This is a genomic window from Campylobacter sp. CFSAN093260 (assembly GCF_012890095.1).
Classification (GTDB): domain Bacteria; phylum Campylobacterota; class Campylobacteria; order Campylobacterales; family Campylobacteraceae; genus Campylobacter_D; species Campylobacter_D jejuni.
This window is the reverse complement of the sequence record NZ_CP040618.1, coordinates 1,124,971-1,139,741: the sequence shown is the minus strand read 5'-3', so window position 1 is coordinate 1,139,741 and position 14,771 is coordinate 1,124,971. Positions and strand designations below refer to the sequence as shown.

At 31.5% G+C, this 14,771-nt stretch carries 14 protein-coding genes; 8 read left to right on the top strand and 6 right to left on the bottom strand.

The annotated features are described in order from the left end of the window. The first annotated feature begins 56 nt into the window (after positions 1 to 56). The 5 genes from FBF22_RS05845 (at position 57) to FBF22_RS05825 (ending at position 3,757) form a co-directional block, all read left to right on the top strand. On the top strand, positions 57 to 614 hold the full coding sequence (locus tag FBF22_RS05845; RefSeq protein ID WP_002869638.1) for a TlpA disulfide reductase family protein: 558 nt from the start codon (positions 57 to 59) through the stop codon (positions 612 to 614). Beyond that, positions 614 to 1,480, top strand: a complete 867-nt coding sequence (gene ftsY, locus FBF22_RS05840) for a signal recognition particle-docking protein FtsY (protein ID WP_002852840.1) — start codon at positions 614 to 616, stop codon at positions 1,478 to 1,480. Before FBF22_RS05845 ends, ftsY begins: the two co-directional genes overlap by 1 nt. Further along, on the top strand, positions 1,480 to 2,820 hold the full coding sequence (gene radA, locus FBF22_RS05835; RefSeq protein ID WP_002884419.1) for a DNA repair protein RadA: 1,341 nt from the start codon (positions 1,480 to 1,482) through the stop codon (positions 2,818 to 2,820). Before ftsY ends, radA begins: the two co-directional genes overlap by 1 nt. A 68-nt stretch (positions 2,821 to 2,888) precedes the next feature. Then, a complete protein-coding gene (locus tag FBF22_RS05830; protein ID WP_002852750.1) occupies positions 2,889 to 3,569 on the top strand; it encodes a F0F1 ATP synthase subunit A in 681 nt (226 codons plus the stop codon). Further along, a complete protein-coding gene (locus FBF22_RS05825; RefSeq protein ID WP_002852856.1) occupies positions 3,566 to 3,757 on the top strand; it encodes a membrane protein in 192 nt (63 codons plus the stop codon). Before FBF22_RS05830 ends, FBF22_RS05825 begins: the two co-directional genes overlap by 4 nt. A 21-nt stretch (positions 3,758 to 3,778) precedes the next feature. Here FBF22_RS05825 and metF read toward each other — a convergent pair whose 3' ends face one another. From metF to luxS, 5 genes are all read right to left on the bottom strand, one after another. Next, positions 3,779 to 4,627: a methylenetetrahydrofolate reductase [NAD(P)H] gene (metF, locus tag FBF22_RS05820; RefSeq protein WP_002859283.1), complete on the bottom strand. Its 849-nt coding sequence runs from the start codon at positions 4,625 to 4,627 to the stop codon at positions 3,779 to 3,781. A gap of 9 nt (positions 4,628 to 4,636) precedes the next feature. Further along, a complete protein-coding gene (metE, locus tag FBF22_RS05815; RefSeq protein WP_002884422.1) occupies positions 4,637 to 6,901 on the bottom strand; it encodes a 5-methyltetrahydropteroyltriglutamate--homocysteine S-methyltransferase in 2,265 nt (754 codons plus the stop codon). An 11-nt stretch (positions 6,902 to 6,912) separates the two neighbouring features. Beyond that, positions 6,913 to 7,683, bottom strand: coding sequence for a MetQ/NlpA family ABC transporter substrate-binding protein (locus tag FBF22_RS05810; protein WP_002884424.1), 771 nt, complete (start codon positions 7,681 to 7,683; stop codon positions 6,913 to 6,915). A 10-nt stretch (positions 7,684 to 7,693) separates the two neighbouring features. Then, positions 7,694 to 8,686, bottom strand: a complete 993-nt coding sequence (locus tag FBF22_RS05805; RefSeq protein ID WP_002858100.1) for an isopenicillin N synthase family oxygenase — start codon at positions 8,684 to 8,686, stop codon at positions 7,694 to 7,696. A gap of 311 nt (positions 8,687 to 8,997) precedes the next feature. Next, complete coding sequence (gene luxS, locus FBF22_RS05800; protein ID WP_002859279.1) at positions 8,998 to 9,492, bottom strand: S-ribosylhomocysteine lyase; 495 nt, start codon at positions 9,490 to 9,492, stop codon at positions 8,998 to 9,000. A gap of 114 nt (positions 9,493 to 9,606) precedes the next feature. Here luxS and gatB point away from each other — a divergent pair, with 114 nt between their 5' ends. From gatB to FBF22_RS05785, 3 genes are read left to right on the top strand one after another with little or no spacing between them, the layout of a single operon-like run. Then, positions 9,607 to 11,025 carry an Asp-tRNA(Asn)/Glu-tRNA(Gln) amidotransferase subunit GatB gene (gatB, locus tag FBF22_RS05795; protein ID WP_002859278.1) on the top strand — a complete coding sequence of 473 codons (1,419 nt, stop codon included), beginning with the start codon at positions 9,607 to 9,609 and terminating at the stop codon, positions 11,023 to 11,025. Then, entirely contained in the window at positions 11,022 to 11,918 is an 897-nt protein-coding gene (locus FBF22_RS05790; protein ID WP_079264017.1) for an NAD(P)H-dependent glycerol-3-phosphate dehydrogenase, read from the top strand. Before gatB ends, FBF22_RS05790 begins: the two co-directional genes overlap by 4 nt. A 9-nt stretch (positions 11,919 to 11,927) precedes the next feature. Further along, entirely contained in the window at positions 11,928 to 13,106 is a 1,179-nt protein-coding gene (locus FBF22_RS05785; RefSeq protein WP_002884426.1) for a metal-dependent hydrolase, read from the top strand. A gap of 7 nt (positions 13,107 to 13,113) precedes the next feature. Here the strand turns inward: FBF22_RS05785 and FBF22_RS05780 are convergent, their stop codons facing one another. Next, entirely contained in the window at positions 13,114 to 14,640 is a 1,527-nt protein-coding gene (locus FBF22_RS05780) for an inorganic phosphate transporter (RefSeq protein ID WP_002856300.1), read from the bottom strand. Between the last annotated feature and the right edge of the window lie 131 nt (positions 14,641 to 14,771).

Here is a 14,771-nt window from a genome sequence, read left to right as displayed (position 1 = left end):
TTATGTATGTTATAATTTTAGCATTTTTATAAAGAAGAATAAAGGATTGATAAATAATGAAGATTAAAAAAATACTTTTACTAGTGGCAATATCTTGTTTGTTTGTTGCTTGTAGCAATGATAAAGAAAAACAGCAAAATGATGTAAATTTAAGCACCGAGGCAAGTATAAATCAAAGTGATGATATGAATTTTAAACTTAATTTGATTGATGGAGGATCAATTTCAGTTAAAAAAGAAAATGTCGTTTTAAATTTCAACGATGAAGGTAAGGCAATTTTGTTTGTATTTTTTACCACTTGGTGTACCCCTTGCATTGCTGAAATCCCTCATCTTAATAAATTACAAGAAAAGTATAATAATGATTTTAATATAGTTGGGGTTTTATTAGAAGATAAATCTAACGATGAGATTCAAAAATTTATAGAACAGCATAAAATATCTTATAAAGTCGCTAATGGTGAAAATAACTATCTTTTAGCTAAAGCTTTAGGTGGGGTAAATGGAATTCCTACCATGTTTCTTTACAATAAGCATTCTAAATTGATTAATCAGTATTTAGGGCTTATTCCTGAAGAAATGCTAGAAATCGATATACAAAAGGCTATACTTTAATGTTTAATTTTTTTAAAAAAGGACTTGCAAAAACTCTTGAAAATATTGTTGGGATTAAAGGAGAGAATAAAAAGATAACCAAAGATTTGCTTGAAGAAATTTTGCTTGAAGCAGATGTAAGTTATGAAATAGTTGAAGAGATAATTTATTATTTACCACCTCAAAATGAAGTAAAAAAAGAAGATTTAAAGCGTGTTATGGGTTCTTATTTTCTTTATGAAAAAAAAGAAACCAATCAAGAAAAACCTTTTGTAGAGCTTATTTTAGGAGTAAATGGAGCAGGAAAAACAACAAGTATTGCTAAACTTGCTTATTTATATAAAAACCAAAATCAAAAAGTGATTTTAGGAGCGTGTGATACTTTTAGAGCAGGTGCGATTGAACAATTAAAACTTTGGGCGCAAAAAGTGGATGTAGATATAGTTTTAACTGCACAAGGGCATGATCCTTCAGCGGTTGCTTTTGATACCATTTCTAAAGCAAAAGCAAAGGATTTTGATAGAGTTATTATCGATACAGCAGGGCGTTTGCAAAATCAAAAAAATTTAGCCCATGAGCTTGAAAAAATTGTGAGAATTTCAAACAAAGCTTTAGAAGGTGCACCCCATAGAAAAATTTTAGTTTTAGATGGAACACAGGGAAATGCTGGAATTTTACAAGCTAAAGCTTTTAATGAGCTTGTAAAACTTGATGGTGTGATTATCACAAAGCTTGATGGGACAGCTAAAGGGGGTGCACTTTTTAGTATAGCAAGAGAGCTTGAGCTTCCTATTTTTTATGTAGGCGTGGGTGAGCAAATGACGGATTTGCAAGAATTTAATGCAAGTGCTTATTTAGATACTTTATTAGATCCTATTTTTGAATAATGGCAAAAAATAAAGCACTTTTTGAATGTCAAGCTTGTGGAAATCAACAAAGCAAATGGCTTGGAAAATGTCCTGATTGTGGAGCTTGGGATAGTTTTGTAGAATTAAAAGCTGAGCAAATTAAAGTTTTAAAAGAGCTTGTGCAAGTTAGTATGAAAACAAGTGAAGCTGTTTGTATTGAAGATGTGGAATTAGAACATTTTACAAGATACAGCACAGATGATAATGAGCTTGATTTGGTTTTAGGCGGAGGGCTTGTTGAAGGTTCTTTAGTGCTTATAGGCGGAAGTCCAGGTGTGGGAAAATCTACGCTTTTGTTAAAAATTGCTTCAAATTTAGCCAAACAGGGTAAAAAAGTGCTTTATGTCAGTGGCGAAGAAAGTAAAGCTCAGATTAAATTAAGAGCTGATCGCCTTGAGGCTAATACTCCGAATTTATTTTTACTTACTGAACTTTGCCTTGAAAATATTTTAGAAGAATTACATAAAAAGGATTATAGTATTCTTATCATTGATTCTATACAAACTCTATATTCAAATAAAGTCACTTCAGCAGCAGGAAGCATCACTCAGGTGCGTGAGATTACTTTTGAACTTATGCGTGTTAGCAAGGCTTATAATATCAGTACTTTTATCATAGGGCATATTACTAAAGAAGGTGCTATAGCAGGGCCTAGGGTTCTTGAGCATATGGTAGATGTGGTGCTTTATTTTGAAGGAGATGCCACTAAAGAAATCAGACTTTTAAGAGGCTTTAAAAATCGTTTTGGTGGAACGAATGAAGTAGGTATTTTTGAGATGACTGCTAAGGGTTTGATTAGCGCAAAAGATTTAGCAAATCGTTTTTTTACTCGTGGAAAGGCTATTTCAGGAAGTGCTTTAGGTGTTGTGATGGAAGGATCTCGTGCCTTGGTTTTAGAAGTTCAAGCTTTAGTGTGTGAAAGTTCTTATCCAAAACGCAGCGCTACAGGATATGAAAAAAATCGCTTAGATATGCTTTTGGCTTTGCTTGAAAGAAAACTTGAAATTCCTTTAGGGCATTATGATGTATTTGTAAATATTAGCGGCGGAGTAAAAGTAAGTGAAACTGCTGCGGATTTAGCTGTGGTTGCAGCTATTATTTCAAGTTTTAAAAATCGCCCTTTGAGCAAAGATAGTATTTTTATAGGGGAGCTTAGTTTAAATGGAGAAATTAGAGAGGTTTTTAGCCTTGATACGCGTTTAAAAGAAGCTAAAATGCAAAAATTTAAAAATGCCATTGTTCCTTCTAAGCCTTTGGAAGATATAGGGCTTAAGTGTTTTGTTGCTAAAGAACTTTCACAAGTTTTAGAATGGATGTAAATTTTCATTAAAATATAAGTAAGATTTTGCTAAAATTCCGAGTTTAGAATAAAATTTTTGAGGAAACCATGAAAGATTTATTTTTATTTAGCTCTTTGCTTGATGCAAGTCATACTTTTTCTTATTTTTTTCACATAGGTTTGGTAGCTTTAATTGCTGTTATAGTGGCTATGATGGCTACTCGTTCTATGCAACTTGTTCCACGCGGTATGCAAAATTTAGGCGAGGCTTTTTTAGAGGGAGTTTTATCTATGGGTAGAGATACCATGGGAAGTGAAAAAGGTGCAAGAAAATATCTTCCTTTGGTTGCAACTTTGGGGATTATAGTGTTTTTTAGTAATATTATAGGCATAATACCTGGTTTTCACTCTCCAACTGCAAGTTTAAATTTGACTTTGTCCTTGGCTATTATAGTTTTTGTATATTATCATTTTGAGGGTATTAGGGCGCAAGGTTTTGTAAAGTATTTTGCTCATTTCATGGGACCTATTAAACTTTTAGCTCCTTTGATGTTTCCTATAGAGATAGTCTCTCATCTTTCTCGTGTGGTTTCTTTGTCCTTCCGTTTGTTTGGAAATATTAAAGGTGACGATTTATTTTTGATGGTAATTTTAGCTTTAGTTCCTTATATAGCTCCACTTCCTGCTTATGTGCTTTTAACTTTTATGGCATTTTTACAAGCTTTTATTTTTATGATTTTAACTTATGTATATTTAGCGGGTGCAACTGTTGTTGAGGAAGGTCATTGATCTATATTTTAGAATTTTTCAAAGGTGCATCTTTAGCTTTAATGCTTTTTGGTGCACTTTTCTTCTTTTTTAAATATAATTCTTTTTTCTATCTTTGCTTGGGTATTATACCAGGTTTGCTTTTATCTTTAATTTTTGTTTTACTTATAGAAAACCATAAGCTAAAAAATGAAAATAAGTTAAGATAAAAGCAAAAAATAGTTTATTTTCTAAGCATGAAGCTCTTCTTTAAGCAAATGCTTTACAGCTTCATAAATTTTAATAGCCGCTTTGGATTTATTCATAGTATAAAGATGAATTCCATCTACGCCACTTGTGATTAAATCGACAATTTGATCGCAAGCATAAGCGATACCTGCATCTTCTAAAGCCAAAGCATTATTTTCATATTTTTCTAAAATTTTAACAAATTTAGGAGGGATTTTAGCTCCGCAAAGTTGAGAAATTTTTAAAACCTGTCTTTTGTTAGTAATAGGCATAATACCTGCGTAAATAGGTATGTCAATACCTGCTAAAGCACAATTTTGTTTAAAAGTATAAAAATCTTCATTATCGTAAAAAAGTTGAGTAATGAGCTTGTCTGTTCCTGCATTTACCTTAGTTTTAAGATGGTGTATATCCTCGATGAAATTTTTAGATTCATTATGTTTTTCAGGATAGCATGCGGCATAAATTTCAAAGTATTCTTGTTTTTTTATAAAAGAAATTAAATCACTAGCATAAGAAAAATCTTTACTTTTTTCTAAATTTTCACATATATCGCCTCTTAGAGCAAGAATTTGATTAAGATTTTTTTCTTTGCATTTTTGAAGTATCTGAGTGATTTTTTCTTTACTAGAATGGATGCAAGGTAAATGTACTATGCTAGGAATTTGATATTCTTCCTGGATTAAGCTTGCAACTTCTAAAGTATTTTGTGAGTTAATAGAGCCTCCAGCTCCAAAGGTTACGCTGATAAAATTAGGGCTTAATTGCCCTAAATCATCTAAGATAGCATGAAGATTTTTGATATTTTCATCCTTTCTTGGTGGAAAAACTTCAAAAGAAAAACTACACATGAAAACTCCTTATAATTGTTCTCGTATTTTTTGCGTAGCCGTAACTAAATTTTTAAGAGAGGCTATAACTTCTTCATAGGCTCTTGTTTTAAGTCCGCAGTCTGGATTGATCCAAATTTGCTCCTTAGGTAATTTGTTTAAAATTTTTTCTATAGTTAAACTTAATTCTTCTACGCTTGGAACTCTAGGGCTATGTATATCATAAACTCCTGGTCCCACCTCAGTTTTAAAACGAATAGCTTTTAGGGTATCTAAAAGACTTAAGTTTGATCTTGAAGCTTCAAAAGAAATCACATCAGCATCCATAGCGTCAATTTCTTTTAAGATATCACTAAATTCACTATAACACATATGAGTGTGAATTTGAGTTTTAGCTTTTACCCCGCTATGCACAAGATTAAAAGCAGGAATAGCCCAATTTAAATACTCACTATGCCAATCACTTTTCCTTAAAGGCAGTTTTTCACGCAAAGCGGCTTCATCAATTTGTATGATTTTTATACCTGCATTTTCAAGATCTAATACTTCATCTCTTATAGCTAAGGCAATTTGCTCAGTACTTTCTTTTAGACTAATGTCTTCTCTTGGAAAGGACCAATTAAGTATGGTTACAGGCCCAGTTAGCATGCCTTTTACGATTTTTTGACTTAAATTTTGTGCAAATTTAGACCAAGCTAAGGTAATAGGCTTTATGCGCGATACATCACCCCAAATCACAGGAGGTTTAACGCACCTTGTGCCATAGCTTTGCACCCAACCATTTTGAGTAAATAAAAAGCCCTTTAGATTCTCTCCAAAATACTCCACCATATCATTTCTTTCAAATTCTCCATGCACTAAAACATCAAGTCCTATTTCTTCTTGAATTTGTATGCATTCTTTGATTTTTTGTTGGTTAAATTCAGTGTAGTTTTGAGCTGAAATTTTTTCTTGCTTAAAGGCAAGGCGATTAGATCTTACATCAGCACTTTGAGGAAACGAACCTATGGTTGTGGTTGGTAAAAGAGGGAGTTTTAAAAATTCTTTTTGGATTAAGGCGCGTTCTTTAAAACTAGGCGTTCTGGTAAAATCTTCTTTTTTTAAAGCCTTAAGCCTTGCTTTGACTTTTTCATCTAAACGCTCTGGGATATTTTTAAAAAGCTCTTGATTGGCTCTAAAGAGCGGATTTTCTTCGCTAGAATTTAGAATTTCTTTTAAATCTTTAAGTTCTTGAAGTTTTTCTTTGGCAAAGGAAAAAAGTTTAAGATAGTTTGAATCTAATTTGCTTTCAAATTCAGTGCTATAAGGCACATGTAAAAGTGAGCAAGAAGTGTTTAAGATGATATTTTGTGTATATTTTTGAAGCTCTTTAATAAGCTTTAGGCTTTTAGCATAATCATTAGTATAGATATTTTTGCCATTAATAAGACCTGCAAAAAGGATTTTATCTTTAGCAAAGCCGTATTTTTGAACTAAGGCTAAGCTTTGTTTACCTTCGATAAAATCAAGACCCAAAGCATCAAATTTGCTTTCTAAAAGTTTAGGATAAATATCTCTTAAGTCTCCAAAATAGCTTTGAAGTAAAATTTTAAGATCTTTTTTGTGATTTAAAAGTTCTTGGTAAAATTCTTCAAACAAAGCGATATCTTCCTTGCTTAAATCATAAACCAAATAAGGCTCATCAAGTTCAAGCCATGTCACTTTAAGTTCATTTAGTTTATCAAAAAGCTCTATGTAAGCGTTTAAAAGCTTTTCTTTAGCGAGTTTTTGAGTTTTTTCATCTTTAAAGGCAATGAGTTTAAAAAGTGTGAAAATGCCTATTAAAACAGGCTTGCTTTCTATGCCAAGCTCTTTAGCTTCGAGATATTCTTTAAAAATTTTATCCCCTGTTAAAGCTATAATATCAGCATTATCGCACTCAGGCACCAAATAATGATAATTTGTATTGAACCATTTTTTCATTGCTAAGGCTGTAACATCTCCATTTTCTCCTTGATAACCTCGACTTTGAGCAAAGTATTCATCTAAAGCATCTAAATTTAAATTTTTATACTTTGTATGAACAATGTTAAAAAGCACAGCTGCATCTAAGACATTATCATAAAGTGAAAAATCATTACTAGGGATAAAATCAATGCCAGCTTTTTGAATTTCTTGCCAGTGTCTAATCCTTAAATCCTTAGCACTCTTTAAAAGCTCCTCTTTAGAACTTTGGTTTTTAAAGTATTTTTCAATAGCAAATTTTAATTCTCTATTTGCACCTATTCTTGGATAAGAAATGATTGAATTTTTCATATTTATTCTCCTTAAAATGTAGGGATTAAAGCACCCTGATATTTTTCTTCTATAAATTTTTTAACTTCATCGCTTTGCAAGGCCTTTACTAGGGCTTTGATTTTAGGAAGGTTTTCATTACCTTCTTTAACAGCGATGATATTGCCATATTCACTATATTTACTTTCTGTATAAAGCCCATCTTTTACAGGGTTTAAACCTGCTAAAATAGCAAAATTGCTATTAATAAGAGAATAATCTACATCATCTAAACTCCTTGTAAGTTGAGCGTCTTTTAACTCTGCAAATTTAAGCTTCTTAGGATTTTTAGTGATATCTAAAGGAGTGATGAGCTCATTATCCTTAACTTCTATAAGTCCTTTGCTTGCTACAATGCGTAAAGCACGGCTTTCATTTGTAGGATTATTGGGTATAGAAATGCTTTGTCCTTCCCTGGGGTGAAATTCTTTGTGTTTTTTAGAATACACTGCCATAGGTTCTATATGGATACTGGCAACTTTTACAAGATGGGTGCCTTGTCTTTGATTGAATTCTTTTAAATAGGGTTCATGCTGAAAATAATTAGCATCTAACTCACCATTTTCAACCATTACATTAGGGATTACTCCATCATTGAATTCATAAATTTTTAAATCATAACCTTGTTTTTGAAGTGCTGATTTTATAAATCTTAAAATATCTGCATGAGGTGTTATAGAAGAGCCAACTTTAAGTTCTTCATTTGTCCATGCAAAACCGGTAAAAAGAGTAGCAACGCAAAAAGCTTTAGTAAATAAAGTCATTTTTTCTCCTTTATGCAAAACTAAATTTTTCTATCAAGTCACTATGATAAATACTTGCTACATCAGGATGAGAGCGTATCATTCTTTTAAAATAATTACTTGCAACATTTCTTAAAAGTGGATTTTTAGGATCAGTATCCACACCTTTACTTTCTTTAGCAAGCTCTGGATTTAACTTAAAAATAGGTATATCCTTATCAAGCTGCACTCCAAGAAAATAAGCTATGCTAAAGCGTTCTTTTGGGCTTAAATTCACGCGGTGAATAGTAGCTTTTAAATAGCCATTGGTAGCTAGTTCTAAAAATTCTCCTATATTAACTACAACGCTATTTTCAAGTGGGGGTATACTAAGCCATTTACCATCTATAAAAGCTTCAAATCCGCTTTGTTTTTCTTGAAAAACAAAAGTGATAAGCCCACCATCTTTATGTGAACCTACGCCTTGAGTGATATTTTTTGAGCTTTTTGGATAATGTATGATTTTGCAATGTTCGTAAGAATTTTCTCCATAAAGTTTATCAAAAGCATTGTTAGGTAGATCAAGAGCTTGAGCGAAGGCTTTTAAAAGCTTTAAACAAGCTTTTTTGGTTTGTTTGTGCCAAGTTAAGAAAGTTTTTTTAAGTTCTGGAATTTCACTAGGCCAAAGATTAGGACCTTCTAGTCTTTGCCATAAGGGTGAGTTTAAATTCCAGTTTAAAGCATCTCTTTCTGTGCCTATATCCAGTTGTTCTCTATAATCCTTAGATCCTGCTGTGTATTCAAAACCTTCGCTAGTATAACCTCTAAATTGAGGAGAATGTACCATAGAAATAAGCTCTTTCGAACTTCTAGAAAGATTAAAAAATTCTTTGCCAAGTTTGAATAATTTCTCGTTTAAATTTTTATCTATACTGGTATTGATAAGATAAAAAAAACCTATTTTAGAAGCAATTTCTCTTAAATTTTTAAGAAAAGTGCTTTTATCTTTTTCATAAGCTTGTAAATCAAGTATAGGTAAGTTCATTTTTGCTCCTTAAATTAAAATTAAGGATAAGAAGATATTTTGAATTAAAATTTTATTAGAGAAATTTTTGTAAGTTAAGATTTTAAATGAGTATTTTGAAAAAATAAACTTTTTTGACTTTCTTACACATTATATCTCCTTATCCACTTTTTGGACCTTTGGAAACATAATGTTAAGCCAAAGGACGCACTAGATACTACACATCTCGCACATCAGTTTCATTTTTTCTCCTTTTAAAATAATAAAATTTCAAAATCATATATAAAAATATATTAATTAAAGCTTAATTGTTTAAAAAATAAAGATTCTTTTTAAGCATTCTCGAGTTTTAATTCTTTGTTATTCATTATGCTAATACCTAGATTTAAAACCTTTTGGGCAATTTGTTTGGCTTCATCTAAAGAATGCATTGCGCAAGTTCCGCATTGATAGATATTAAGTTCAGGAATTTTGCTTTGATCGCTTACGCTTAAAACATCTTTCATAGCTGCTTTCCAAGCTTTAGCAACACTTTTTTCATCTGGTGTTCCAATTAAACTCATATAAAAACCCGTGCGACAACCCATAGGTGAAATATCAATAATTTCAACTGAATTTGAATTTAAATGATCTCTCATAAATCCTGCAAATAAATGTTCTAAGGTATGAGTACCTTTTTCGCTCATAATGTCTTTATTTGGTATGCAAAAACGCAAATCAAACACGCTAATATCATCACCCTTAGGTGTTTTCATAACTTTAGCTAAACGCACAGCAGGAGCTGGCATTTTAGTATGGTCAACTTTAAAGCTGTCTAATAATGGCATTTTAACTCCTTAAATATAAATTGTCTAAGAATTATAGCATTTAAAGTTAATATTTAAAGCCTTTCTAAAAGAAAAAAAGATAAAATAAAACATTTAAAAATTCAAGGAAATTTTATGTTTGAAGTAGTTATAGGTCTTGAAGTTCATACTCAGTTAAATACAAAAACAAAAATCTTTTGCTCATGTGCAACTTCTTTTGGAGAAGCTCCAAATACCAATGTTTGTCCCACTTGTTTGGCCTTACCAGGAGCTTTGCCTGTTTTAAATGAAGAGGCTGTAAAAAAAGCTATAGCTTTTGGAAAAGCTGTCAATGCAACAATTAATAAAAAAAGTGTTTTTAATCGTAAGAATTATTTTTATCCAGATTTACCTAAAGCCTATCAAATTTCACAATTTGATATCCCTATAGTAGAAAAGGGTGAGCTTTTTATCAATGTAAAGGGTGAAAATAAACGCATAGGTATTACAAGAGCACACTTAGAAGAAGATGCAGGTAAAAATATCCACGAAAATAATTTTTCTAAAGTGGACTTAAATCGTGCAGGAACTCCTTTGCTTGAGATTGTCAGCGAACCTGAGCTTAGAAGTAGCGATGAGGCAGTAGCTTATCTTAAAAAACTTCATTCTATTATACGCTTTTTAGACATTTCAGATGCAAATATGCAAGAAGGAAGTTTTAGATGCGATGCAAATGTTAGTATAAGACCTAAGGGCGATACAAAACTTTATACTAGAGTAGAGATTAAAAATCTTAATTCTTTTCGTTTTATCCAAAAAGCTATAGAATATGAGGTAAAAAGACAAAGTGAGGCTTGGGAAGATGGAACTTACGAACAAGAAGTAGTTCAAGAAACTAGACTTTTTGATACGACAAATTTAGTTACAAGAAGTATGCGTGGCAAAGAAGAAGCGGCAGAATATCGCTATTTTCCTGATCCTGATTTATTGCCTGTTTTATTAAAAGATGAGTTTTTGGATATTAAAATCCCTGAGCTTCCTGATGAGAAGAAAGTACGCTTTATAGACAAGCTTGGTATAAAAGAAAGTGATGCAGAGGTTTTAATCAGTTCTTTAGAAATGAGTCGTTTTTTTGAAAGTCTTATTTCTCAAAATTTAAATCCTAAACTTTGCGTAAATTGGTTAAATACTGAACTTATGGGACTTTTAAAAGGAGAATTGACTATAGAAAATTCTCCTGTAGATGCTCAAAAGCTTGGAGTTTTAATTAAACGCATAGAAGATGGCACTATCAGTGCAAAAGCGGCTAAAGATGTTTTGGCTTTTGTATTTGAAAATACTAGCGTGGAAATTGATGAAGCTATAGAAAAGCTAGGACTTAAACAAGTAAGTGATGACTCAGCCATAGAAGCGGTGATTGAACAAATTTTAAATGCAAATGCCGATAAGGTTGCAGAGTATAAAAGTGGTAAAGAGAAGCTTTTTGGATTCTTTGTAGGTCAAACCATGAAAGAAGGCAAAGGAGCTTTTAATCCTGCAAAAGTAAATGAAATTTTAAAAACAAAGCTTGGTTGATGCGTATAGCGGTTATTGGTGCGGGAAAATGGGGCAGTGCTTTACATCTAGCCTTAAAAGAAAATCACAATTGTTTTATCAGTTCTTTGCATCAGCGTGATTTAGAAGATTTTGTTAGCATAAAAGAAGCTTTAGAATGTGAATATCTTGTTTTTGCTTTAAGTTCTCAAGGGATGCGTGCTTGGCTTAAAGAAAATTTCATCAACAAGGGACAAAAAATTTTAATTGCTTCAAAAGGCATAGAAGATCAAAGTTGTCAATTTTTAGATGAAATTTTTTTAGATTTTATACCAAAAGAAAATTTTTGTGTTTTAAGCGGTCCTTCTTTTGCTGCTGAAGTAATGCAAAAACTTCCTACTGCTTTGATGATTAGCGGGATAAATCAAGAGCTTTGTAAAAAATTTGCAAGTTTTTTCCCTGATTTTATTAAAACTTATATTGATAATGATGTTCGTGGTGCTGAAATTTGTGGTGCTTATAAGAATGTTTTAGCAATTGCAAGTGGGATTAGTGATGGGTTAAAACTTGGCAATAATGCAAGAGCGGCACTGATTTCAAGAGGGCTTATAGAAATGCATCGTTTTGGTAAATTTTTTGGTGCTAAAGAAGAAACTTTTTTAGGGTTAAGTGGGGCAGGGGATTTGTTTTTAACTGCAACGAGTGTTTTATCAAGAAATTATAGAGTAGGTTTAAAACTGGCGCAAAATCAAAAATTAGATAGTATTTTAGCCGAACTTAATGAAGTAGCAGAAGGTGTAAAAACTGCTTATGCTATAGAAAAACTAGCAAAAATGAAAGGAATTTATACACCTATTGTAAATGAAGTAGTGGCAATTTTTAAGGGTAAAAGCGTGCAAGAAGCAACGCAGAATTTATTAAAGCAAAATGATTAAGGAAAAATCATGATAATTAAAAATGCAAAAATTTATGGAGATTCTTTACAAGATATAGAGATTAAAGAAGGAAAAATTACCAATATTGGTTCTAATTTACAAGGCGAAGAAATTTTAGATGCTAAAGGTATGACTTTACTTCCATCTTTTGTGGATTTGTGTGTGAGTTTAAAAAACGATAAATTTTCTTTAGCTAATTTAGAGCTTTTAGAAAATGAGTGTCTAAAAGGAGGAATTTCTAGTATAGTTTTGCGTGATTGCATGGATTTTGATGAAGAAAGTTTTGCTTTATTTTTACAAAATTTAGCTCAAAGAAAGATGCAAATTTTTTCAAGTGTGCGGGTTAAGGATACAAACGGCAAGCTTAAAAATTTAGCCACTCTTTTAAATAAAGGTGCTTGTGCTCTAGAACTTGACAGCTCTTTAGATGCAAATACTTTAAAAGTAAGTTCACAATATGCTTTTATGAAAGACTCTCCAATTTTTGTGCGTTGTTATGATAAGGATTTTGATGATAATGGAGTGATGAATGATTGTGAAATGAGCTTTGAGCTAGGGCTTATAGGCATGAGTAAAATCGCTGAAACTAGCCAGATGGCTAAAATGAAAGAATTGGCTAAATTTTATAAAAATAAAGTTATTTTTGATCTTTTAAGTTTGAAAGATTCTTTAGTATTATTAGATGAAAAGGATTTAAAACTTGTAAGCATTCATCATCTTATCAAAGATGATAGTGCTTGTGAAGATTTTAATACGGCTGCGAAACTTATGCCACCTTTAAGAAGCAAAGAAGATGTTTTGGCTTTAAGAGTGGCTTTAAAAGAAGGAAAAATTAGCTTTTTGACTTCCCTGCATAGTGCAAAATCAATTTCTTTAAAAGATTTAGCTTTTGATGAAGCGGCTTTTGGAATTCATAGCATATGCGAATTTATAAGTCTTTGTTATACTTTTTTAATCAAAGAAGGATTTTTAAATTGGCAAGAGCTTTGTCAATTTACAAGTAAAAATCCTAGTGAATTTTTAGGTTTAAATAGTGGAGTTATAGAAGTTGGCAAAGAAGCTAATCTAGTTCTTTTTGATGAGAATGAAGAAATTTTTGCTCCAAAAAGTTCTCTTTATTCTGAGGATAAACTTTTTGGAAAGATTAAAATGCATATAATTAAAGGAAAAAATATTTTAGAAAAATAAGCTTTACTTAAATTCCTAAAGATAGTTTAAATCCTAAAAATACAAGTGCTGCCATAATACCAGCGGCTGGTAAAGTGATAATCCAAGCCAATCCTATAGGCTTCATCATAATCCAATTTGCGTTTTTATTATACACTCCTATACCCAAGATAGCACCTATGAGTATATGGGTGGAGCTAACAGGAATTCCAAATTGTGTAGCTAAGAGTATAACTATACTTGCACCAAGTTCTGCAGAAAATCCAGTAGTAGGGCGTATGGTTGCAAGTTTTGAACCCACTGTAGTAATCACTTCTTTACCTAAAAACCAAAGCCCTACAACTAGAGCAACTCCAAACATAGCTAAAGCAGCAAAAGGTACAGGAGAAGTCGCGTTAATTGTGCCGTTTTTTAAGACATCTAAAATCGCTGCAAAAGGACCTATAGCATTGGCTATATCATTGGCTCCGTGTGAAAATGCAAAACTAGAGGCTGTAAATATTTGAAACCATGAGAAAATTCTATCAGTAGTTTTATTAAGTTCTGTTTTTTTAACGATTTTGACTATAGCAAATGTTACAACATAACTTATAGTTCCTATAATTCCGATAATCCAAAAGTTTTGTAAAATATCTAAAGTGCTAACATTATTTAAACCTTTAAATAAAAACATTGCCGAAATGATAGCAGCAGCAATACAAGCAATGATTGGCATATGAGTTTTTAAAATAGAGTAAATATCTATATCTTTTTCTTGATCCTTAAATTCCTTCATTTTATTTCTATAGAAATTATTTTCTTGTTCTTCCTCATCTAAAGCTATAGCGGAAAGTTCTTTGATTTGTTCTTCTTGGGATTTTGTTTTTAAATTTAAAAAGTATTCTTCTTTGAATTTTTTTCTTTCTTTTTTGATATTTTTCAAATCATCATTTAGTTTTTCTGATGGTTTTAAAATTTTCTTATCAATATATGAATAAATAATATAAGCTACAATACCCCCTAAAAGAGGAGAAGCTATCCAAGAAATAGCTATTCTTAAAATTTCACTCCATTTAATCATAGAGAGTGTTTGGATTCCATCAAATTTTAAAAGCCCCATCATAATGCTAGCACCTACAATCCCACCAACTATACTGTGTGTGGTTGATACAGGTAAGCCTTTCTTGGTTGCAATAAAAATCCAAACCCCAGAGCTTAAAAGTGCAGCAAGCATAATGATAACAAAAAGCATAGGATCTAAAGAATTTGGAAAAATAACAATACCGCTGCGTATGGTTTTAGTAACTTCTGCGCCTGCGAAGATTGCCCCGCTTAGCTCAAAAACAGCTGCTATAATTAAAGCTTGTTTAATGGTTACTGTTTTTGCGCCAACGCTTGTTCCAAAAGAATTGGCTACATCATTTCCACCTATATTAAATGCCATAAAAATGCCAAATATAGAAGCAAGAATAAAAAGAATCAATTGATGTTGCGAAATATAACCAAATCCCCAAATAACAAATGCGATAGTACTGATAATAAAAATAACAAAAGCTATGAGGTTGTCTTTTTGCATTAATAACCCTTTTTTATTTTAATTATACACTTATTTACTTTAAATTTGCTAATTTTATTTTTTAGTCTTTGTGGAATTTTTATTTATATTATTTTTTTATAATAAATACTCAAACAAGAAATAATAAGGAA

What these genes read in the sequence shown, in the direction of transcription:
- metF (WP_002859283.1), bottom strand. Translation starts at nt 4,627, where the DNA reads ATGTGTAGTTTTTCTTTTGAAGTTTTTCCACCAAGAAAGGATGAAAAT.
- metE (WP_002884422.1), bottom strand. Translation starts at nt 6,901, where the DNA reads ATGAAAAATTCAATCATTTCTTATCCAAGAATAGGTGCAAATAGAGAA.
- luxS (WP_002859279.1), bottom strand. Translation starts at nt 9,492, where the DNA reads ATGCCATTATTAGACAGCTTTAAAGTTGACCATACTAAAATGCCAGCT.
- FBF22_RS05810 (WP_002884424.1), bottom strand. Translation starts at nt 7,683, where the DNA reads ATGACTTTATTTACTAAAGCTTTTTGCGTTGCTACTCTTTTTACCGGT.
- FBF22_RS05830 (WP_002852750.1), top strand. Translation starts at nt 2,889, where the DNA reads ATGAAAGATTTATTTTTATTTAGCTCTTTGCTTGATGCAAGTCATACT.
- FBF22_RS05845 (WP_002869638.1), top strand. Translation starts at nt 57, where the DNA reads ATGAAGATTAAAAAAATACTTTTACTAGTGGCAATATCTTGTTTGTTT.
- FBF22_RS05785 (WP_002884426.1), top strand. Translation starts at nt 11,928, where the DNA reads ATGATAATTAAAAATGCAAAAATTTATGGAGATTCTTTACAAGATATA.
- FBF22_RS05780 (WP_002856300.1), bottom strand. Translation starts at nt 14,640, where the DNA reads ATGCAAAAAGACAACCTCATAGCTTTTGTTATTTTTATTATCAGTACT.
- gatB (WP_002859278.1), top strand. Translation starts at nt 9,607, where the DNA reads ATGTTTGAAGTAGTTATAGGTCTTGAAGTTCATACTCAGTTAAATACA.
- FBF22_RS05805 (WP_002858100.1), bottom strand. Translation starts at nt 8,686, where the DNA reads ATGAACTTACCTATACTTGATTTACAAGCTTATGAAAAAGATAAAAGC.
- ftsY (WP_002852840.1), top strand. Translation starts at nt 614, where the DNA reads ATGTTTAATTTTTTTAAAAAAGGACTTGCAAAAACTCTTGAAAATATT.
- radA (WP_002884419.1), top strand. Translation starts at nt 1,480, where the DNA reads ATGGCAAAAAATAAAGCACTTTTTGAATGTCAAGCTTGTGGAAATCAA.